The 20,841-nt window shown below is 68.9% G+C and carries 17 protein-coding genes, 1 tRNA gene and 1 pseudogene; 10 read left to right on the top strand and 9 right to left on the bottom strand.

Going from position 1 to position 20,841, the window contains the following annotated elements:
* Positions 1 to 1,188 (bottom strand): annotated as a pseudogene (locus tag VEB62_RS02920) (DNA-directed RNA polymerase subunit beta); the annotation flags it as partial.
* Positions 1,189 to 1,554: 366 nt separating this feature from the next.
* Here VEB62_RS02920 and VEB62_RS02915 point away from each other — a divergent pair.
* From VEB62_RS02915 to VEB62_RS02905, 3 genes are all read left to right on the top strand, one after another.
* A complete protein-coding gene (locus VEB62_RS02915) occupies positions 1,555 to 2,061 on the top strand; it encodes an FKBP-type peptidyl-prolyl cis-trans isomerase (RefSeq protein ID WP_324795202.1) in 507 nt (168 codons plus the stop codon).
* Positions 2,062 to 2,286: 225 nt separating this feature from the next.
* Positions 2,287 to 4,233 (top strand): M61 family metallopeptidase, encoded by a 1,947-nt coding sequence (locus tag VEB62_RS02910; protein ID WP_414641975.1) that lies wholly within the window; start codon positions 2,287 to 2,289, stop codon positions 4,231 to 4,233.
* A gap of 16 nt (positions 4,234 to 4,249) precedes the next feature.
* Positions 4,250 to 6,217 (top strand): M61 family metallopeptidase, encoded by a 1,968-nt coding sequence (locus VEB62_RS02905; protein ID WP_324795199.1) that lies wholly within the window; start codon positions 4,250 to 4,252, stop codon positions 6,215 to 6,217.
* 6 nt (positions 6,218 to 6,223) lie between these two features.
* Here VEB62_RS02905 and VEB62_RS02900 read toward each other — a convergent pair whose 3' ends face one another.
* From VEB62_RS02900 to rplJ, 3 genes are all read right to left on the bottom strand, one after another.
* Positions 6,224 to 6,604 (bottom strand): hypothetical protein, encoded by a 381-nt coding sequence (locus VEB62_RS02900; RefSeq protein WP_324795197.1) that lies wholly within the window; start codon positions 6,602 to 6,604, stop codon positions 6,224 to 6,226.
* 127 nt (positions 6,605 to 6,731) lie between these two features.
* Positions 6,732 to 7,115: a 50S ribosomal protein L7/L12 gene (rplL, locus tag VEB62_RS02895; RefSeq protein WP_300467827.1), complete on the bottom strand. Its 384-nt coding sequence runs from the start codon at positions 7,113 to 7,115 to the stop codon at positions 6,732 to 6,734.
* A gap of 66 nt (positions 7,116 to 7,181) precedes the next feature.
* Positions 7,182 to 7,697 carry a 50S ribosomal protein L10 gene (gene rplJ / locus VEB62_RS02890; RefSeq protein ID WP_324795204.1) on the bottom strand — a complete coding sequence of 172 codons (516 nt, stop codon included), beginning with the start codon at positions 7,695 to 7,697 and terminating at the stop codon, positions 7,182 to 7,184.
* A 397-nt stretch (positions 7,698 to 8,094) separates the two neighbouring features.
* Here rplJ and VEB62_RS02885 point away from each other — a divergent pair, with 397 nt between their 5' ends.
* From VEB62_RS02885 to VEB62_RS02875, 3 genes are all read left to right on the top strand, one after another.
* Complete coding sequence (locus tag VEB62_RS02885) at positions 8,095 to 9,924, top strand: DUF4153 domain-containing protein (protein ID WP_324795193.1); 1,830 nt, start codon at positions 8,095 to 8,097, stop codon at positions 9,922 to 9,924.
* A gap of 132 nt (positions 9,925 to 10,056) precedes the next feature.
* Positions 10,057 to 11,517: a sigma-54-dependent transcriptional regulator gene (locus VEB62_RS02880; protein WP_324795192.1), complete on the top strand. Its 1,461-nt coding sequence runs from the start codon at positions 10,057 to 10,059 to the stop codon at positions 11,515 to 11,517.
* Between the two features lie 178 nt (positions 11,518 to 11,695).
* The gene (locus VEB62_RS02875; RefSeq protein WP_324795190.1) at positions 11,696 to 14,485 is read left to right on the top strand and encodes a TonB-dependent receptor plug domain-containing protein; all 2,790 of its coding nucleotides are present in this window, start codon (positions 11,696 to 11,698) and stop codon (positions 14,483 to 14,485) included.
* Between the two features lie 413 nt (positions 14,486 to 14,898).
* Here VEB62_RS02875 and gapR read toward each other — a convergent pair whose 3' ends face one another.
* The 3 genes from gapR to VEB62_RS02855 form a co-directional block, all read right to left on the bottom strand.
* Entirely contained in the window at positions 14,899 to 15,174 is a 276-nt protein-coding gene (gapR, locus tag VEB62_RS02865) for a nucleoid-associated protein GapR (RefSeq protein WP_324795188.1), read from the bottom strand.
* A gap of 170 nt (positions 15,175 to 15,344) precedes the next feature.
* Positions 15,345 to 15,470 (bottom strand): type B 50S ribosomal protein L36, encoded by a 126-nt coding sequence (gene ykgO, locus VEB62_RS02860; protein WP_201102684.1) that lies wholly within the window; start codon positions 15,468 to 15,470, stop codon positions 15,345 to 15,347.
* 149 nt (positions 15,471 to 15,619) lie between these two features.
* Positions 15,620 to 15,696 (bottom strand) — tRNA-Ala (locus VEB62_RS02855).
* A gap of 185 nt (positions 15,697 to 15,881) precedes the next feature.
* Between VEB62_RS02855 and VEB62_RS02850 the strand changes: the two genes are divergently transcribed.
* A complete protein-coding gene (locus tag VEB62_RS02850) occupies positions 15,882 to 17,165 on the top strand; it encodes a lytic murein transglycosylase (protein ID WP_324795182.1) in 1,284 nt (427 codons plus the stop codon).
* Here the strand turns inward: VEB62_RS02850 and flaF are convergent.
* Positions 17,162 to 17,530, bottom strand: coding sequence for a flagellar biosynthesis regulator FlaF (gene flaF, locus VEB62_RS02845; protein WP_324795180.1), 369 nt, complete (start codon positions 17,528 to 17,530; stop codon positions 17,162 to 17,164). The two genes, VEB62_RS02850 and flaF, sit on opposite strands and share 4 nt — an antisense overlap.
* Entirely contained in the window at positions 17,490 to 17,912 is a 423-nt protein-coding gene (gene flbT / locus VEB62_RS02840) for a flagellar biosynthesis repressor FlbT (protein WP_324795178.1), read from the bottom strand. The genes flaF and flbT overlap by 41 nt, the downstream gene beginning before the upstream one ends.
* Positions 17,913 to 18,041: 129 nt before the next feature.
* On the opposite strand from flbT, the gene VEB62_RS02835 reads away from it, so the two are divergent.
* Genes VEB62_RS02835 through VEB62_RS02825 form a run of 3 tightly spaced genes read left to right on the top strand, consistent with a single transcriptional unit; the run spans position 18,042 to position 20,572 of the window.
* On the top strand, positions 18,042 to 19,844 hold the full coding sequence (locus tag VEB62_RS02835; RefSeq protein ID WP_324795176.1) for a tetratricopeptide repeat protein: 1,803 nt from the start codon (positions 18,042 to 18,044) through the stop codon (positions 19,842 to 19,844).
* Positions 19,845 to 19,883: 39 nt separating this feature from the next.
* Entirely contained in the window at positions 19,884 to 20,348 is a 465-nt protein-coding gene (locus VEB62_RS02830; RefSeq protein WP_324795174.1) for a hypothetical protein, read from the top strand.
* 11 nt (positions 20,349 to 20,359) lie between these two features.
* On the top strand, positions 20,360 to 20,572 hold the full coding sequence (locus VEB62_RS02825; protein ID WP_324795173.1) for a hypothetical protein: 213 nt from the start codon (positions 20,360 to 20,362) through the stop codon (positions 20,570 to 20,572).
* Positions 20,573 to 20,841: the final 269 nt, after the last annotated feature.

The following is a 20,841-nucleotide window of genomic DNA, read 5'->3' as shown; positions in this document are numbered from 1 at the left end:
GCCCGGGCGCATGACGCGGTAGACGTCGAACAGCGCGTCCTCGCGGCCGGTGTTCTTGTCGATGCGCAGGGTGTTGCGCATGTAGGCGCCGACCGTGACGTGGTCGATGTCCAGCACGTCGATGGTGGTGAAGCCGTGGCTCTCCAGCAGTTCGATCGTCGGCTGGTCCAACTCGTCGCCGGCCTCGGCGTAAATCTCGCCCGTCTCGTAGTTGACGGCGTCGGCGGCCAGGTACTTGGTCAGCAGGGCGTCGGCGGCCAGCGACAGGGCCTTGACGGTGTCGCCCAGCTTCTTGGCCTGACGGGCGCTGATCTTGGCACCGGCGGCGGCGACCACTTCACCGGTGTCGGCGTCGACCAGGTCGAACTCGGGCTTCACCCCGCGCCAGCGTTCCGGCTTGTAGGGCGTGACCCAGCCTTCGCCGCGCTTCTCGTAGGGCACGGTCTCGTAGAAGGTCTTGAGGATTTCCTCGCCGTCCATGCCCAGACCCATGAGGAAGGTCGTGGCCGGCAGTTTGCGGCGGCGGTCGATGCGGACGTAGACGATGTCCTTGGCGTCGAACTCGAAATCGAGCCACGAACCGCGGTACGGGATCACCCGGGCGGCGAACAGCAGCTTGCCCGAGCTGTGCGTCTTGCCCTTGTCGTGGTCGAAGAAGACGCCCGGCGAGCGGTGCATCTGCGAGACGATGACCCGCTCGGTCCCGTTGACGATGAAGGTGCCCTTGTCGGTCATGAGCGGGATGTCGCCCATGTAGACGTCCTGCTCCTTGATGTCCTTGACCGAGCGCGCGCCGGTCTCCTCGTCCGATTCAAAGACGATCAGGCGCAGCTTGACCTTCAGCGGCGCGGCATACGTCATGTCGCGCTGGATGCATTCCTCGACGTCGTACTTGGGGTCCTCGAACTCGTACGAAACGTATTCCAGGATGGCGCGCTCGTTGAAGTCCTTGATCGGGAAGACCGACTTGAACACCGCCTCGATGCCCTGGTCCTTGCGCGGGCCCGAGCGGACCTCGCGCTGCAGGAACTGCTCGTAGGAGGCGCGCTGAACCTCGATCAGGTTCGGCATCTGCACCGCTTCGGGGATCCGGCCGAACGAGTGGCGGATGCGCTTCTTGCCGGTGAAGGTCGTGGCGTGTGCGAACTGGCCGTTGGCGACGGCGACTTCGGCGGTGGACTTGGCCATTCTGTCTTCCCAATCGCGCCGGGCCGGGCAGCCCGCGCTCAATGCAGCAGCCACGGCTCCGCCAATCCGGCGACCCGTGACCATCGGTTTCGGCGTCCACCCTCGGCTGAATCAGCCAGGACGCCTGAAATGTAGGGCTCCCTTGGGGAGGAGCGCGCCTTCGCACCGGTCGGAGGGCGACAAACCGGGCCTCGGCGCTTTCGCGCGTATCTCTCTCGGAGTTAGCGGAACGCGCTGATATACTCGCTTTGACGGCGAAATAAAGACCGTTGGCATCCTTTTTCGGAGCCGGACGGGCTACGACGGTCCCGGCGCCGGGTCCGCCGACCCATTGCTTTGCAACAGCAGGGAAAATAGCGTCGCCGCATGACTCGCACAGCGCTCGCGGCCGCCGCCGCCCTGACCCTTTCCGCCTGCGCCACGGCCGGGCCGAACCCGTATGACTTCTCCGGATCGTCGACCCAGGCCAGCTGGGACGCCGGCAACGCCGCCTATCTGACCTGGAACGCCGCCCGGAGCGGCTGGACCACCACCGCATCCGGCCTGCAGTACCGCCGCGTCGGCCCGGCCAACCCGTCCGGTCGCCAGCCCGCCTCGACCGACACGGTCAAGGTCCACTACCGCGGGACCTTCGTCGACGGACGCGAGTTCGACAGCTCCTGGGCCCGCAACGAGCCCGCCGAGTTCCCCCTCAACCGGGTCATCAAGGGCTGGACCGAGGGCGTCGGCCTGATGCGCGAGGGCGAAAAGTTCGAGTTCGTCATCCCCGCCTCGCTCGGTTACGGCGAGCGCTGGGTGGGCGGCGACGAACTGCCCCCCAACTCGACCCTGCTGTTCACGGTCGAACTGCTGGAAGTGAAGCCGGCGGGCTGAGCGGTTTGTCCCCGCCCGTTTTGTCGCCGTCGCCGGGACAACAGCAGGACAACGAGGGACAGGGGCGGGACAGACGCCGACTCCAACTCCAGCACAGGGAGGCGCTTCGGGGCGGATCGTCCGGCCGGGCCCGGGGGGAACCGCCAACATGACAGGGATTTAATCCGGCGAGCCGGCGCGGCGCTCTAGCTTGCGGCCGAACCTCACTGACCGAGAGCCTCCATGATGCGTCCCGCCCGCTTGCTTGTTTCCGCCTGCGCCGCGGCGCTGCTGTTCGGCTCCGTTCCGGCGCTGGCCCAGGTCGGGACGCCGGCGCTGGACCGGGCGCTGGCGCCAATCCCCGCCCCCCGGGACGCGCCCTATGCCGGGACGATCTCGCTGGACATGGACGCCACCGACTTGGACCGTCGCATCGTCTCGGTGAAACAGACCATCCCGGTGGCCGCCCCGGGGCCGCTGATCCTGCTGTATCCGCAGTGGATCCCCGGCAACCACGGCCCGGTCGGGCCGGTCGACGACCTCGCCGACCTGCGCATCACCGCCAATGGCCAGCCGCTGCGCTGGGTGCGCAACACGGTCAACACCAACGCCTTCCAGGTGGAGGTTCCGGCGGGCGCATCCGCCGTCGAGGTATCGTTCAAGTGGCTGACCCCGATCGACGGCGCCCAGGGACGGGTGGTCATCACCGACGACATGCTCAACATCCAGTGGGAAAAAGCCCTGCTCTATCCGGCGGGCTACCGCTCCAGCCAGATCACCGTACGCCCGACGCTGCGCCTTCCGGCCGGGTGGCAGTACGGCACCGCGCTGGACACCGAGAGCTTCCAGAACGGCGTGGCCGCCTTCGCCCCGATCACGCTCGAGCATTTCGCCGACAGCCCGGTGTTCGCGGGCCGGCACTATCGCCAGATCGACCTCGATCCGGGCGGCCGGTCGCCGGTGCGGCTGAACGTGGTCGCCGACAGCGCGGCCATGCTGGCGGCCACCGACGAGCACATCGAACTGCACCGCAACCTGGTCGATCAGGCCGACCGCCTGTTCGGCGCGCGCCACTTCAACCACTACGACTTCCTGCTGGCGGTCAGCGACAAGCTGGGCGGCATCGGCCTGGAGCACCACCGCTCGTCCGAGAACAGCGTCGACACCGACTATTTCACCGACCGGACCAGCACCGTGGCCGATCGCGACCTGCTGGGTCACGAATACACTCACTCCTGGAACGGCAAGTGGCGGCGGCCGGCCGACCAGCTGACCCCGACCCTGAACGAGCCGCTGCAGAACTCGCTGCTCTGGGTCTACGAGGGCCAGACCCAGTACTGGGGCCAGGTGCTGACCGCGCGGGCGGGTCTGTCGAGCAAGCAGCAGGCGCTGGACTGGTTCGCCATGACCGCCGCCAACTACGGAACCATGCCGGGCCGCCAGTGGCGCGCCCTGCAGGACACCACCAACGATCCCATCATCGCCCAGCGCCGTCCGCAGCCGTGGACCAGCTACCAGCGCAGCGAGGACTACTATTCCGAAGGCGCCCTGATCTGGCTGGACGCGGACACCTGGATCCGCGAGCGGACCAACGGCCGCAAGTCGCTTGACGATTTCGCCAGGGCCTTCTTCGGCATCGACGACGGGAACTGGGACCCGCGGCCCTACACCTTCGACGACATCACCTCGACCCTGAACGGGGTGCAGGCCGACGACTGGGCCGGGTTCCTGCGCACGCGGCTGGACGCGGTCGGTCCCGACGCGGCCCCGCCGCTGGCCGGCATCGAGCGCGGCGGCTACCGGCTGGTCTGGCGCGAGACCATGAACGACTACCACAAGGCGCTCTACAAGGAGCTGGGCCGCAACGACTTCCAGTATTCGCTGGGGATCATGACCAATGACGCCAACCGCATCTCATCGGTGCGCTGGGGCTCGCCGGCGTTCGAGGCGGGGCTGACGTCCGGCTGGGAGGTGGTGGCGGTCAACGGCCGGGCCGCCAACCCGGCCGCGATCTCCGACGCCATCACGGCGTCGAAGGGCAACACCAGGCCCATCGAGATGATGCTGAAGAACGGCGACCGCTTCCGCACCGTCCGTTTCGGCTACCACGACGGCCTGCGCTACCCGCACCTCGAACGGATCGAGGGCGCGCCGGACCGTCTGGGCGATATCCTCGCCCCCCGCCGCCGCTGATCGCGAGGAAAGACCCATGCTGAAATCCGCCGCCCTCGCCCTGCTCCTCGCCTCCGCCGCCGCCGCCCCGGTGCTGGCGCAGACACCCGCCTCACAGGCCCAGACGCCCCTGCCCGCGCCGACCAGTCTGCCGCGTCCCCTGCCGCCGATCCCGGCGCCGCAGGATCGCGACTATCCCGGCGTCATCGCTATCCAGGCCGACCTGACCGACCTCGACCACCAGGTGATCCGGGTGCGCCAGACGGTGCCTGTCAGCGCCGGCCATCTGGTCCTGCAGTATCCGAAATTCATCCCCGGCAACCACGCCGACACCGGGCCGATCCAGCTGGTCTCCGGGGTTACGGTCACCGGGAACGGCCGGCGCATCGAATGGGTGCGCGACACGGTCGACCCGCACGCCTTCCACCTCGACATCCCGGCCGGCGTGAGTTCGATCGAGGTGGCCTTCGAATGGCTGACCCAGCCGAGCAACACCGTCTGGCGCGTGGTCATGACCCCCGAGATGGTCAATCTGCAATGGGAGAAGGCGCTGCTCTATCCCGCCGGCTACGCCCACAGCCGCATCACCTTCGCGCCGTCGGTCAAACTGCCGGCCGGCTGGCAGCAGGGCTCGGCGCTGGAGGCGACGGGCCGCGAAGGCGACGTCATCACCTTCGCCCCCATCTCGCTGGAGCATCTCGCCGACAGCCCGATGTTCGCCGGCGCCCACTTCAAACGCGTCGATCTCGATCCCGGCGGCCGCTCGCCGGTGTTCCTGAACATCGTCGCCGACGCCGCCGCCAACCTCGCCGCCAGCGATGAGCAGATCGGCAAGTTCCGCGCCCTGGTGGATCAGGCCGACTATCTCTACGGAGCCCGGCATTTTGATCGCTATGACTTCCTGCTGGCCCTGACGGACCGAATGGGCGGCATCGGGCTGGAACACCACCGCTCGTCCGAGAACTCGGCGCCCCCCGGCTTTTTCACCGAAGGCATGGAGAAGAGTTTCGGCACCCTCGCCCTGCTGCCGCACGAGTACACCCACAGCTGGAACGGCAAGTTCCGGCGGCCGTCGGACGAGTATGTGCCCAACCTCAACGTCCCGACCCAGAACTCCCTGATGTGGGTCTATGAGGGCCAGACGGAGTACTGGGGCGAGGTGCTGACCGCCCGCTCGGGCCTCGCGTCGAAGGAGGAGCAGCTCGCGGTCATCGCCGACGTCGCGGCCTTTTACGAGAACCAGCCCGGCCGCCGGTGGCGGGCGTTGCAGGACACCACCAACCACAACCTGCTGGGCTACCGCACCACCAATCCGTGGCCGTCATGGATGCGGGGGACCGGCGACTACTACCGCGAGGCCCTGCTGATCTGGCTCGACGCCGACACCCTGATCCGCGAGGCGACCAACAACCGCAAATCCCTGGATGATTTCGCCAGGGCCTTCTACGGCGTCGAGGACGGCGTCTGGGAGGCGCGGCCGTATACGTTCGAGGACGTGGTCGAGACCCTGAACGCGGTCCATCCGCACGACTGGACGACCTTCCTGCGCAGCCGGCTGGACGCCGTCGGGCCGGACGCCCGCGCGCCGCTCGACGGCCTTGCCCGCGGCGGCTACCGCCTGACCTATGTCGACAGCCTGACCCCGGTCGAGAAGCGGGTGCAGGACGGCTGGGCCAACGACTTCCAGTATTCGCTGGGCTTCACCCTGGGCTCGGGCAACCGGATCACCGGCGTGCGCTGGGGCGGCCTCGCCTACCAGCAGGGCCTCGGCGCCGGTTGGGACCTGGTGGCTGTCGGCGACCGCACGGCCTCGGCCGAAGCGCTCCGCGAGGCGGTGACCGCGGCGAAGGGCGGGTCCGCTCCCATCGTACTGGTGGTCAAGCGGGGCGACGAGTTCCGTACGCTCAGCTTCGACTACCACGGCGGCCTGCGTTACCCGCGTCTCGAGCGGGTCGAGGGAACGCCCGACCGGCTAGGCGACATCTTCACGCCGCGGCGGCGGTAGGAGCGCCTACCAGCAGGCCCGCGGTTTCGGGGTTTCCCGCAGGGCGTTGGTCTGAGCGGCGCACTGGGCCGAGGCCTCGTCGGCCGTCAGCTTGTCGAGGTTCCAGCGCAGATCGCGCAGTTCCGTGCGCAGCGCCTCTTCGCTGGCCGGATTGCCCTGCTTCAGCTCGCAGGCGTGCATGTCGTATTTGAGCGTGGCCAGTTCGCGGCAGGAGTTCGAGAGATTGCCCATGATCAGCCGGGCCTTGGCCGCGGTCATCGGCAGGTCCGGCGACGGCGGCGCCGGCGGTCCGGGCGGCGGCGGCAGATCCCGGCCGGTGGCGATCTGATCGCAAGCGGCCAGGCTCAGGCTCGCCACAAGCGTAGCGGCGACGATGTTCAGCTTCATGGCAGCCCTCCCGCTGTCGACGCAGGGGGCCACAACCGGCGGCGGCTGTCCATGCCCCACGCACGGAAAACGGGCCGGAGATCGCTCCCCGGCCCGTTCCAGAACTGTCCCGAAAGACGGTCCGTTCTTACTTGATCTGCACCTTGGCGCCGGCTTCCGTCAGCTTCTTGGCGACTTCGTCGGCGTTCTGCTTGGAGACGTTCTCGACGACGTTCTGCGGAGCGCCTTCGACCAGGTCCTTGGCTTCCTTCAGACCGAGGTCCGAACGGACGCCGCGGACTTCCTTGATGACGTTGATCTTCTTGTCGCCGCCGTCCAGCAGGACGACGGTGAACTCGGTCTGCTCTTCAGCAGCTTCGGCCGGGGCGGCGCCGCCGCCGGCGGGCATGGCCATGGCGACCGGAGCAGCGGCGCTGACGCCCCACTTTTCTTCCAGCAGCTTGGACAGTTCGGCGGCTTCCAGAACGGTCAGTTTCGAAAGGTCTTCAACGATTTTGGCGAGATCGGCCATGGGATGTTTCCTTCGGAGGATTGGGTTTCAGTAGAGAGTTTGCAGAGATGAAAGAGGCGGGTCCGCTTACGCGGCGTCCTTCGTGGCGTAGGCGTTGAACACCCGGGCCAGTTGGGCCGCCGGGGCTTGCACGACGCCGGCGATCTTGGTCGCGGGAGCGTTGAGCAGGCCGAGCAGCGAGGCGCGGATCTGATCCAGCGACGGCAGTTTGGAGAGAACCTCCACGCCCTTCGCGTCCAGAACCTTCTCACCCATGAAGCCGCCCAGGACGACGAACTTGTCGTTGGCCTTGGCGTATTCAGCGGTGATCTTGGCGGCCGTCACCGCGTCGTCGGCATAGGCGATGCCCACGGGACCCTTGAACAGGCCGTGGTATTCGCTGCCTTCGTCGGCTTCGAGCGCCTTGAGCGCCAGGCGGTTCTTGACCACCTTGAACGTGCCGCCTTCTTTACGAAGACGTCCACGCAGGTCTTCCATGTCCGCAACGGTCAGACCCAGGTTGTGGGTCACGACCACGGCGCCCGCGTCGGCGAAAACGCCCTTCAGCGTTTCGATCGACTCGGCTTTTTGTGCGCGGTCCATTGCGGTCTCCAGTCTGGTATTCGCCGTCGGGCTTATTCCCGACGACGGATTGGCCAAAGCGCCGCGCATCGCTGCGAGACGTTGAGGCCGGTCGTATTGTCCGAAGGAAGCTCAAACCCCGTGCCCCCGGAAACCGGGTGACGGTGATCGTCTGCATCCCCATCTCCCCACGGCGCCAGAGGGCTCTCTGGCATTTACGGCATGGGTGGCCCCCACGCCCCGAAGTTCTCGGACAGGACCGCCGCGGCCGAAGCTGCGACGGAGAAGGCGCGCTCTATACACGGAACCGGCGGGAACTCAAGCGGGCGCACGCCCCTGCACGGCGCCTGCACCAGAAATCCTCGAGACGCGCAGGGCCAATGTGGTGCAGGTTGCCCGGCATACGGAGGGGAACCGAATGACCGACGCCATAGAAGCCACCGGACGGGACAGCCTGGGCGGCGACGGCGCGCCCTGGCTGGGTCCGGTGCGGCTGGCGATTGGGCTGCTACAGGGCCTCGGCCTGCTGTGGCTGCACCGCGCTTCGGACGGCGTCGTGGCCTGGCCCGCGACCCAGCCGCTGCTGTTCGGCCCCCTGTTGCTGGTCCTCGGCTTCCTGCCGGTCATGCTGCTGGCCGGCGTCGGCCGGCTGCGAGTGACAACGCTGGGCGGCTGGGCCGTTGTCGCCGGGGGCGTCCTCGCCCTGCTGGGCCTGCACGACATCGCGCGCCAGAGCGCCGACACCCTGCAACATCCGCCCTTCCTGTCGGGGCCTGTAATCCTGTTCTCGGCCGCCGCCCTGTTCATCGCCCATCATCTGATCGCGCCCGCCGACATGGAGCGGCGGCGCATCGCCAGCTTCCCGGCCTATTTCGATACCGCCACCAAGTCGCTGGTGCAGTTGGCCCTGTCGATCGGCTTCACCGGGGCGTTCTGGGCCCTGCTGCATCTCGGGGCCGCGCTGTTCCGGATCATCGGCCTGGACTTCCTCGAGGACCTGCTCCGCAAGGACTGGTTCTACATCCCCGTCACCTTCGTGGTGTTCGCGATCGCGGTGCATCTTACCGACGTGCGCGACGGTCTGATCCGGGGAGTCCGCACGGTCGCGCTGATGCTGCTGTCGTGGCTGCTGCTGGTGATGACGGTGATCGTCGCCGGCTTCGTGATCGCCCTGCCCTTCACCGGGCTCCAGGGCCTGTGGGAGACCGGCAGCGCCACCTCGCTGGTGCTGTCCGCCACCGCCGCCCTCATCGTGCTGATCAACGCCGCCTATCAGGACGGCCGTCCGGACAACCGGCCGCCGGTGGTGCTGCGCGTCGCCGTAAGGGTCGCCGCGGTGCTGATCACGCCACTGATCGTCGTCGCTTTCTGGGGGCTGGCGCTGCGCATCGGCCAGCACGGGCTGACGCCGGACCGCGTCATCGCCGCCGCCTGCGCCGTCGTCGGGGCCGCCTTTGCGATCGGCTACGGCTGGGCCGCACTGAGCCCGTTCTGGGGCAAGGGCGACTGGATGCGGCCGCTGGAGCGCACGACGATCGGGGCCGCCGCCCTCGCGCTGGTCCTGATCCTCGCCCTGTCCAGCCCGCTGCTCGATCCGGCCCGGCTGTCGGTCGCCGACCAGACGGCGCGGCTGGAGCGCGGCGCGGTGACGCCGGACAGGTTCGACTATCGGTTTCTGCGGTTCGAAAGCGGCAAGGCGGGTCAGGCGGCGCTCGCGCAATTGGCCCGATCAGCGAATCCCGAGACCGCGCGGCTGGCGAAAGCCATGCAAGCCGAACGGGACCGGCACGACGTGCGGGTCGCGGGGGAGCGGCCTGCGCCGGTGATCGAGCCATGGCCGGCCAGCGCGGCGCTCCCCGCCGACTTCCTTGCGCTGGCGAACCGGACCGGCCCCACCCTTTCCTGCCGCGCCGCCGGCGACTGCGTGGCGACCCGCCGCGACCTGAACGGCGATGGTACGAGCGAAATTCTGTTGGCGCGGAGATCGGGCGCCTCGATCTTTGAACAGACGGAGGGCGGCTGGCGTCTGGCGGCCGACTACGAGTTCCGGGCCTGCCGTCGGGCGCTCGATCCACGAGTGGCGTTGAAGACCGACCGCCTCAAGGTTGGTCCCTCCCCGTGGCCCGCCCTCGCACTCGGCGATGGGGAACTCGCCAGCCCGGACGTCGATGAGGCCTGCCCGCCCGACGCCCCTCCGACAGAAGTCGACAGCGATGAGGAGCACGGCCGGCTCACCCCGCGCTTCTGACCTCCTTAACCCCTCGCTCACCACCCCGCACAACCCGATCTTCACCTTGTGCGGGGTAGAAACGTCCCGGAATGAGCCAGTCCCGCCGCAACGAGGACCGGCCGCAGACGTGATGATGAAGGGTGACCCGCGATGGCCAGGACCGTACTCGTGGTCGACGACGATCCGACCCAGCGCCGCCTGGCGCAGGCGGTGCTGGAACGCGAGGGCTATGCCGTGGTCCACGCCGAATCCGGCGGCGAGGCCATCGACCGCCTGACCAAGGGCGGCGGCGCCGACGTCGTGCTGCTGGACATGGTCATGCCCGGCATGAGCGGCATGGAGGCCCTGGCCGAGATCCGCACCGCCGGCGTCGCCACGCCGGTGATCGTGCTGACCGCCTCGGGCGGGGTCGACGCGGTGGTCAAGGCCATGCAGGCCGGGGCCCAGGACTTCTTCGTCAAGCCGGTCTCGGCCGAACGCCTGCTGGTCGGCGTCCGCAACGCCCTGCAGATGACCCAGCTGACCGCCGAGGTGGGGCGGCTGAAGAAGCACGTCTCGGGCCGCACCTCGTTCGACGATCTGGTCGGCCAGAGCGCCCCGATGCGCATGGTTCGCTCGCTGGGCCTGCGCGCCGCGAAATCGGGCATCCCGGTGCTGATCACCGGCGAAAGCGGCGTCGGCAAGGAAGTCATCGCCCGCGCCCTGCACGGCGCTTCGGACCGCGGCGGCAAGCCGTTCGTGGCGGTCAACTGCGGCGCCCTGCCGGTCAACCTCGTCGAGTCGATCCTGTTCGGCCACGAGAAGGGGAGCTTCACCGGGGCCAGCGACAAGCATCTGGGCAAGTTCGCCGAGGCTAACGGCGGCACCCTGTTCCTCGACGAGATCGGCGAGCTGCCGTTGGACATGCAGGTCAAGCTGCTGCGGGCGCTGCAGGAGGGCGAGATCGATCCGGTCGGGTCCAAGCGGTCGGTTCGCGTCGACGTGCGCATCGTCTCGGCCACCAACCGCGACCTGGCCGAACAGGTTCGCGACGGCCGCTTCCGCGAGGATCTGTTCTACCGTCTCAATGTCTTTCCGATCGAGGCGCCGGCCCTGCGCGACCGGCGCGAGGACATCCCGGTCCTGGTCGACCACTTCATCGCGCGTTTCAACGTCGAGGAAGGCAAGCGCGTCGCCGGCTGTGCGGGCGAGACCCTCGCCCTGCTGACGGCTTTCGACTGGCCGGGCAACGTCCGCCAGCTGGAGAACGCCATCTACCGGGCCATCGTGCTGTCCGACTCACCCTTCCTGCAGCCGCACGACTTCCCGGCCATCTCCGGCCTCGCCGCGCCTTTCCTGCCCATGGAGCACGGTGACGGCGAAGCGGCCGCCGCACCGGTGAGCGACGGCGTCGACCTGCCCCCCCTGCCCGATACGCCGATCCGCATACTCGACGAGCGCGGCCATCTGCGCACGCTGGAGGAGATCGAGCGCGACCTGATCCAGCACGCCATAGAGGTCTACGCCGGCCATATGTCGGAGATCGCCCGCCGTCTCGGCATCGGCCGCTCGACCCTGTACCGCAAGGTCCGCGAGCAGGGTCTCGAGGGCGCGCTCAAGGACGCCGGCTGAGCCTTCCCGGCAACGCCTCCGGAAAGCCCGCAACCTGAACGAAACTTCACTCAGCGCCAACGGCGCGGACGTGCGACACGAACGCGTCCGCAACTCCCGGTTTCGTTGTTGAAACACGACGGAAATACCGGCGCGGCACGTTCAACGCCGTTGTCCCTCCCTCCCGGAACGCCGCCGTATGCTGCTCGTGACCACCGCCCTGTCCGGCCTGATGGCCGGCGCGATCCAGACCGCGCCGACGCCGGCCGCCCCGCCGTCTCCGCAGCAACCGCCGGCCCGGCAGACGCCGGAGCCGGAAGCGGCGCCACAGGAGGAGGATCCCGTTCCGAGGGCGACGGCGGAGGACGCCCGGGGCGCCACCGATCTCGGCACGGTGAACGTCACCGGCCAGAGGCCGCGCGGCAGCGTCGACAGCGACATCCCGCCGGACCTGACCCTCAGCGCCGAGGAGATCCAGGCCTACGGCGCCTCCAGCATCGCCGAACTGCTGACCTATCTGGAGCCGGTCACCCGCAGTTCGCGCGGGTCCGGCGGCCAGCCGGTGACGCTGGTCAACGGGCGGCGCATCTCGGGCTTCCGGGAGATCCAGAGCCTCCCGCCCGAGGCCATCGAACGGGTCGACATTCTCCCCGAGGAGGTCGCGCTCGAATACGGCTACCGCGCCGACCAGCGGGTGGTGAACTTCGTTCTGAAGGCGAACTTCCGGTCCATCACCACCCAGGTTGAAGGCCGCACGCCCACCGAGGGCGGCCGGACGGTCACCGGGCTCGACGCCAACGTCCTGCGCATTTCCGGCGGCCAGCGCTGGTCCATGGAACTGGAATACGACCGGGCCACGCCGCTGTTCGAGAGCGAACGCGACCTGGTCCGCGACCCGGGCTCGGCCCCGTTCGACCTGACCGGCAACATCTCCGGGATTCCTTTCGGGGCCGAGATCGATCCGGCGCTGTCCGGTCAGGTCGGCGAGACCGCCACCGTGGCCCCGGTTCCGACCACCGGTTTCACGCTGAGCGATTTCGCCGCCGCCTATGGCGATCCGCGCACCGGCGATCTGGGAGCCTACCGCACCCTGATGTCCGCAACCGAAAGTGCGTCGGTCGGCGGCTCGATCAAGCACGATCTCAACGGCACGACCCAGATCACCCTGAGGGGGAGCCTGCAGGATGACAGCAACCGCAGCTTCAACGGCCTGCCGGGCGTTGTCCTGACGCTGCCGGACGGCAACCCGTTCTCGCCCTTCGCCGACGATGTGCTGGTCTACCGTTATCTGGACGACGCCGCCGCGCTGGGACGCCAGACGGACACGCTCACCGGCGAGGCCGGCGTCCTGCTGGACGGCTACCTCGGAGAGGACTGGCGCTGGTCCTTCAACGGCGCGTTCACGCGCGTCGAAACCGACACGATCACCGGACGCGGCTACAACGCCGCCCCCTTCCAGGCCCGGCTCGACGCCGGCGACGCCGCGGCCGATCCCTTCGGTCTGCTAGCCCCCGCCGACTTCACGCGGACCGCGAATGACACCGCCCGCTCGGTGTCCCAGCGGCTCGACACCGAACTGGTGCTGAACGGCGACCTCTGGGAGCTGCCCGCCGGCGGCGTCTCCACCACGTTCAAGGTCGGCGCCGACAGCCTGTCCCTGGATTCCACCAGCACCCGGGGCGGCGTGACCACGGAGCGGAAGCAGTCGCGCGACCGCATCAGCGGCCTGACCAACGTCACCTTCCCCATCGCCAGCCGGCGCTCCGAGGTCCTGCCCCTGCTCGGCGACCTTTCAGTCGGCATCAACGCCGGCTTCGAGGATCTGTCCGATTTCGGCGGCCTGTCGATCTTCGGCGCCACGCTCAACTGGTCCCCGATCGAAAAGCTGTCCTTCCTCGCCAGCTATACGGAGGAGGAGGGTTCCCCGAGCATCAGTCAGCTCAACAATCCGGTGATCGACACGCCCAACGTTCCGATGTTCGACTTCCGCACCAACGAGACCGTGCAGGTCACGCGGATCGACGGCGGAAATCCCGACCTCGACGCCGAGAACCGCCGCGTCTGGAAGGCGGGCGTGACCCTGCGGCCGCTCACGGACGAGGATCTGACGATCAGCTCGACCTGGACGCGCAACGCGACCGACGACGCGATCAACAGCTTCCCGACCATAACGTCCGAACTGGAAGCCGCCCTGCCCGGCCGCTTCACCCGCGACCCTGCCGGCAATCTGGTCTCGATCGACGCGCGACCGCTGAATTTCGCCCGCGCCGAGCGCGAGGACATCCGCACCGGCTTCAACTTCTCCAAGGCGTTCGGCACGCCCACGGCCCCCGCGCCCGGCGCGCAGCCGAGGCCCGGCATGCCGATGATCATCGGCGGCGGCCCGGGCGGACCCGGAGGCGGCGGGGACCGTCCCCGCGGCGAGGGCCGGGACGGCGGCGGCGGCGGCGGCGGACCGGTCGTCCGCATGGGCGGCGGCGGCGGGCGCGGCGGCGGCATGCAGCCCGGCCAGGGCCGCTTCATGGTCTCGATCTATCATACCTGGCGGCTGCAGGATGAGATCCTGATCGCCGACGGCCTGCCGATCCTCGACCTGCTGGACGGCGCGGCGACATCCAGCCGCGGCGGCAGCCCGCGCCACGAAATCCAGGCCCAGACGGGCGTGTTCAAGAATGGCATGGGCGCCTTCCTCAACGCCAACTGGCGCGACGGCACCCGCATCGACGGCGGCGCAGGACCGGACCTTAATTTCTCCGACCAGACCACCGTCAACCTGAACGTTTTCGTCGATCTCGGCGCCCAGGCCCGTTGGGTCGAGAAGTATCCGTGGCTGAAGGGCGCGCGCCTGCAGGTCGGCGTGCGCAACCTGTTCGACACCCGCACCGAGGTGACCAGCAGCGCCGGCGACACGCCCCTGAACTACCAGCCCGACTATCTGGACCCCGAGGGCCGCAGCATCGGCATCTCGCTGCGCAAGATCCTGTTCTGATCAGCCGTTCGACGGCCCGGGGGCCTTGCGCCCCCAGCGCCGCTTCGGCTGCTCGCCCTTGTCGCGCCCTTGGGCCTTGGCGGCGATCTCCTTGAGCTTGCGGCCCTGCATGGACGACAGCGCCTGGCCCGGCGCGCCCAGTTCCGGGTCGCCGAAGGCGCGGCCGTGGGTCTTGACCCGCTCCGAGACGGAATCGAGGAACTCGCCTTCCCATTCGGACAGCGAAACGCCCGCTTTCTCGGCCGAGCGGCGGGCGCGTCTGAGGGCGTTGAGGGCGGCGCGCTGTGCGGCCTTGCGTTCGGCGTCGAACGGACTGGCCGGCGGTTTTGTGGTCGCCCTGTCGCCGGAACGGCTGCTTGAGGGCGGGTTTTTCGAACCGCCCTTGCCGCCGCCGAAACCGGTTCGCTTCAGTGTCAGATCTCGCCGAGGGCGGACAGGTAGAGGTCGAGGATGGCGTCCTCTTCCTGGCGCTTGGCCTTGTCCTGCTTGCGGATGCGGATGACCTTGCGCAGGATCTTGACGTCGTAGCCCTCGCCCTTGGCCTCGGCGAAGACCTCCTTCATGTCGGCCATAACGGCGGCCTTGTCCTCTTCCAGCCGCTCCAGCCGCTCGATGACGGTGCGCAGCCGCCCCTGGGCGGCCGAGGTCAGGACGTCGGGGCTGGCGTCGAAGGATGCGTCGTCGGCCACGGGCGGACTCCTGATAAGCGGGAACGGAAAGAGGCCGGACGCTAACCACGCCTGTCCGGCCGGCTCAACATCAGGCACGAAAAAGGCCGCGGACAAAGCCCGCGACCTGTGGAAAAGCATCCCTGATGCGCTAACGCCCGTCGCGCGGCGACGGGCCGCTTGAGCGCGTCCTAGCCCTGCTTCGCCTTGAAGCGCGGGTCGGTCTTGTTGATCACGTACACAATACCCTTGCGGCGCACGACCTTGCAGTCGCGGTGGCGGGTCTTGAGCGACTTGAGCGAGCTGCGGACCTTCATGGTCGTCGTCCTGAGGCAAAGCAAAACAGAAAAGCCGCGGGACGAACCTGCGGCGGAGCGGTGCGTATAGAGACGAGGAGCGCTGGCGTCAACCGGTCGTGGGCTCGACCAGCGGGCGACCGCGTCGCGTGCATGGCGGCCGAAAAGGATGGAGGCCTGGCCTCCGGGTCGAACGGAGGGTCTTCGGGCTTGCGGGCCCGACGCGTCGCCCCTCCGCCACCAGGCCATATCGGTCTCAGAGAGCAGCCGCCTTGTGCACCCGGACTGGTTACCGCCCCGAGGAGATTGAGGGTTAACGTCGCCCGGCCGGATCGCCACGGCAACGCTTTCTCCACCCGCGCGCTGTATGGGTCCGGCGACTCGCGGACTTGTTATGAGGCCCCGCCCGCCGGGGAGACTAGCTTGGGAATCATGCGCTTCAGCCTACGCCTTCTCCTCATCGGAACCGTCGCCGCCTGCGCCCCCATGCTGCCGGAGCCGCCGCCGCTCGCGCCCGCGCCGGCGCCGACGCCGGCTCCCGCGCCGAACCGTCCCGCCCCGGCGCCGGCGCCGATCGCCCCCGCGGCTCCGCCGGTCGACCAGGCCGGTTTCGACGGCTGGAAGCAGGGCTTCCTCGCCCGCCACGGCGGCGCCCGCCGGGCCGAGTACGAGCGCGAACTGACCGGACTGACGCCCGATCCGTCGGTGATCCGGCTGGATCGCAACCAGCCCGAATTCAGCCGCCCCGCCGGCGCCTATATCCAGAACGCGGTCACCACGACGCGGATCGCCCAGGCCCGCCAGCGCACCGACCGGGTGCCGTGGTCAGTGGTGCAGCGCTATGGCGTGCCGGCCGAAATCCTCGTCGCCATCTGGGCCCAGGAGTCCGCCTTCGGCCAGGTCCAGGGCGACAACGACGTGATCCGGTCATTGGCCACCCTGGCCTGGGACGGGCGCCGCCGCGACTGGGCCGAGGCCCAGCTGAAGGACGCCCTCGACATCGTTGTCGACGGCCGCCGCTCGCGGGCCGGACTGAAGGGCAGCTGGGCCGGCGCCATGGGCCAGACCCAGTTCATGCCCGACAACTACCTGCGGCTCGGCGTCGACCAGAACGAGGACGGCGCGGTCGACATCTGGGGTTCGGACGCCGACGCCCTCGCCTCGGCCGCCAACCTGCTGGCGCAGGCGGGCTGGAAGCGGGGTCAGGGCTGGGGTTACGAGGTCGTCCTTCCCTCCGGCTTCGACTATTCGGAAGCCGAGGGCGCGCGCCATCCGTGGTCGCACTGGGCGGCGCGCGGCGTCACCCTGGCCCACGGCGGCGCGCCGAACGCCGCCGAGGCGCGCGAGGAGGCCGTGATCCTGCTGCCGCAGGGCGCGCGCGGGCCCGCCTTCCTGGCCCTGCCGAACCACTATGTCATCCGCCGCTACAACAACTCGGTCAGCTACGCCCTGGCGATCGGCCTGACCGCGGACGGCATCCAGGGACGGCCGGGGCTGGTCGCCTCGTGGCCCAATGACGGCCCGCTGTCGCGCGAGCAACGGATCGGCGCCCAGCGGGCCCTGACGGCCCTGGGCTACGACACCCAGGGCGTCGACGGGGTGATCGGGGCCAACACGCGCGCGGCCCTGCGCCGCTGGCAGATGGCCACCGGGCGGCTGGCGGACGGCTATCTGACCGCGGACCTCGCCGACGAGCTGATTCGCCGGGCGGGCTAGGCGGCCTGGGCCGATCCCGGCCCGGCCAGGCCCTGCATGATCATCCGGTTGATGTCGATCAGGGCCTCGAAGTCGTCCTCGCCGCGCATGATGGCCGAGGAGTGCTTGCTGACGAACAGGCTGATCGAGATGATCCGGGCCCGCAGCGCCTTGTCCATGGCGTTGTCGGGATTGGCGCAGTCGGTGGCCAGCGTCGACCACAGCCGCCGGTTCCAGTCGAGGGCGTCGATACGCGTAGCGACGTCGCCCGGGTCCACGGTCGAGGCGTGCATCAGCGCCCGGGTCACCTGCCCGAACAGCCGGTACTCCATCTCGCGGGGGTTCTCAGCCCGCGTGGCTGCGGTCTTGTACGCCTGAAGCGACATTCGCCAGACCTTCCTCGTAATCTACCAATTTTCGGGCGGCCATCAGCGCCTTGTAATACTCGCGCGACATCACGTGCCGCGAGGCGGCGACGCAGTCGGCCAGCACCTGCGGATTGCGCGTCGCGCCCATGAACTCGGTCAGGCGCAACGCGAACTCGTCATAGACCTTGGGCGCGGCGCTCTCGTCCAGGTACATCATCATCACCGGGAAGTAGACGCGCTTCGCCGGGCTGTTGACGTCCTCGGGCTGCAGGATGTCCTTCTCGCGCAGCACGCTGGCCTTGTTCTGCAGGATCAGCACGCCCCGGCGGTCGCCGTTCTGGACGACGGCTCCGTTGAGCACGAACTTCTCGCCGGGCTTGAGCGACAGCTTCAGCGGCATTCGGGGCGTCTCCTGACAGGCGCACGGCGACGTTAGGAAGCCGGGAACCAACGCAAGCTAAACAGTCGTGGTTAACCATCCCTTGTGATCCCGCAGGCAAGAGTCGGTCAATCACCTCAGGATCACCGCATGTCCGCCGTCGAGTTGTCGCCCGAACAGATTCACGGGTTCGCCCCCGCCGCCCAGGGAGTCGCCGGCGACTCCGCCTCCCCTGAGGCCATCCGCAAGCTTTCGCACCAGCTGGCCAATCCGAAGCTGGCGGTGAAGACCCAGCGCAAGGCGCTGGAGAAGCTCAAGGCCTCGCTGATGGCCATTCGGGCGGGCGATTTTGAACTCGGCGCCAAACGGGCGCTCGACGCGCTGAAGATGGACGAGACCAACGGCCTGGCCTGGCACGTGCTGGCCATCTGCCGCGAGAAGTCCGGCGATCTGGGCCAGGCGCTGCTGGCCTATGAGGCGGCGCTGAAGCTGCTGCCCAACGAGACCGACGTGGCCCACGACCTCGGCCGGCTGGCGCAGCAGATGGGCTATCTCGACATCGCCGAGAAGCTGCTGCTCAAATATCTCGCCGCCGACCCCGGCCACGTCGAGGCGACCAACAACCTCGCCTGCGTGCAGCGCGACCAGAAGCGGTATGGCGACGCGGTCGAGACGCTGCGGGCCCTGCTGGGGGTCGAGCCCGAGTCGCCGGTGCTGTGGAACACGCTCGGCACGGTGCTGAGCGACCAGGGCGACATGGGCACGGCCCTGACCTTCTTCGAGGAGGCGCTACGGCACGATCCGGCCTTCGCCAAGGCGCGCTACAACCGCGCCAACGCCCGCCAGCCGCTGGGCGACGCGGCGGGAGCGCTTGAGGACATCGACGCCGCCCTGCCCGGCGCGGAAAGCCCTTACGAGCGGGCCATGATGACCATGGCGCGGGCTATGCTGCTGATGACCCTGGGCCGGATCCCGGAAGGGTTCGAGGCCTATGAGGTCCGGCTCGACCCGCACCTGCCCGAGGCGATGCGGGTGGCGGTGGACGCGCCGCGCTGGAATCCTAAGGACGAGGACATCCGCGGCAAACGCCTGCTGATTGTCGGCGAGCAGGGCATCGCCGACGAGATGGTGTTCGGCACCTGCATCGGCGACGCCATCGAGGCGGTGGGGCCGGAGGGCCGCGTCTATGTCGCCGTCGAGCCGCGCCTGATCGGCCTGTTCCAGCGCGCCTTCCCGACCGCCGTCGTCGGCGGGCACCGGGCGGTCAAGCTGGAGGGACGGATCACCCGCTATGTCCCCTTCGTGGAAGAGCTTGAGGGCGGCGTCGACGCGTGGATCCCGATGGCCTCGCTGCTGGCGATCTACCGGCCCTCGATCGACGCCTTCCCCGACCGTCGCGGCTATCTGGTCCCCGACGCGGACAAGGTCGCCTACTGGACGGCGGAGCTGGAGAAGCTCGGTCCCGGCCTGAAGGTCGGCCTGCACTGGAAGAGCCTGGTGCTGACCGGATCGCGGGCGCGCTATTTCTCGAGCTTCGAGCGCTGGCGGCCGGTGCTGACCACGCCCGGCGCGGTCATGGTCAACCTGCAGTGCGGCGACGTCTCGGACGACCTGGCGGCGGCGGAGGCCGCGGGCGTGTCGATCTGGACCCCGCCGATCGACCTGAAGGACGACCTGGAAGACGTCGCGGCCCTGTCGAAGGCGCTGGACCTCGTGATCGGCCCGGGCATCGCCGGGACCAACCTGGCGGCCGCCGTCGGCGGGGCGGCCTGGATGATCACCGCGCCCGACGACTGGCATTATCTGGCCACGGACCGATACCCCTTCTACCCGCATCTGCGGTTCTTCCGCCGCGACAGCTTCGCCGAGTGGGACGGGGCGATCACCCGCATTCGCGCGGCGCTGGACGAAGCCGTCGCCCGGGGGACCGTGGCCGGGGGGAACGCCGCCTGAAGCCGGGGCGTTGATCTCCCGAAGACAGGGAGATGTCAGATGCCGCGGCCCGAGGACTATTCGGACGACCAGGAACAGTCGGAAGTCTTCGACGAGGACAATTTCGACGATTCCGGCGCCGGCGCGCCGACCAACGAATTCAAGACCTTCGAGGAGATACCGGAGGTTCTCGACGTGACCTCGGCCGAGGGCGACGGCGACGAGGAGGCCCTCGACGACACCGACATCGAAGGCGGGGTGGACGACGCCCTGTCGGCGTCCGGCGTCGAGCCGGAGGCGGACGAGCTATACGGCGCCGACGGCGCCCGCCTGACCGAGATCGATTCCGGCGGCGGCGACCTGCAGACCCACGACGAGGTCGAGCTGGTCTACGCGGGCCTGATGGAGGACGTGCGCGGCGCCCAGGCGAGCGCCGCCCACTGGGAGGCGAAACGCCTGTCCGACGACGACATCGCGGACCTGGGCTACGGCCCCGACGGCGACGAAGACCATCCCAGGAACTAAGGAGCCAGACCATGACCACCCAGCACGACGGCCGCACAGACCATCAGCAGGCCAGGCCCGACGACGTCGCGGCGGCGCGGCGGGTCGATCCCAAGACGGGCAAGCCCGACCAACTCCACGAGGAAGGTCGTAAGGCCGAGAGCCGCCAGGAGGCGCTGGTCGACGAAGGCATCGAGGAGACCTTCCCCGCCAGCGACCCGGTGAGCGTGAAGCGGATCACCTGAGGCTCCCGGCGGGTTCGATTGTCAAAGACCTGAAGGCGCGTCCCGGATCACCTCGCCCTTCGGGCTCGTCGTCCGGGATGACAAGGCATGACTCTTCGCCGCTTGCGGACAAGCGGTGTGGGGAGGGCGCGGGGCGGCCGGGCCTCGCCCGGCTGTGAGTTTGTTTTACCGTTTCGACGAGGTGACCGCCCCGCGTGGCCGTTTTCCACCCGCCCGTCGATTGCCGGCCCTTCTCGGACCTCCTCGACTCGCCGGCCCGTCGTCCTTGC

The organism is Brevundimonas sp., assembly GCF_035626975.1.
In the GTDB taxonomy this organism is placed as follows: domain Bacteria; phylum Pseudomonadota; class Alphaproteobacteria; order Caulobacterales; family Caulobacteraceae; genus Brevundimonas.
Note: the sequence above shows the minus strand (reverse complement) of the source record. Positions and strands in the feature narration are given on the sequence as shown.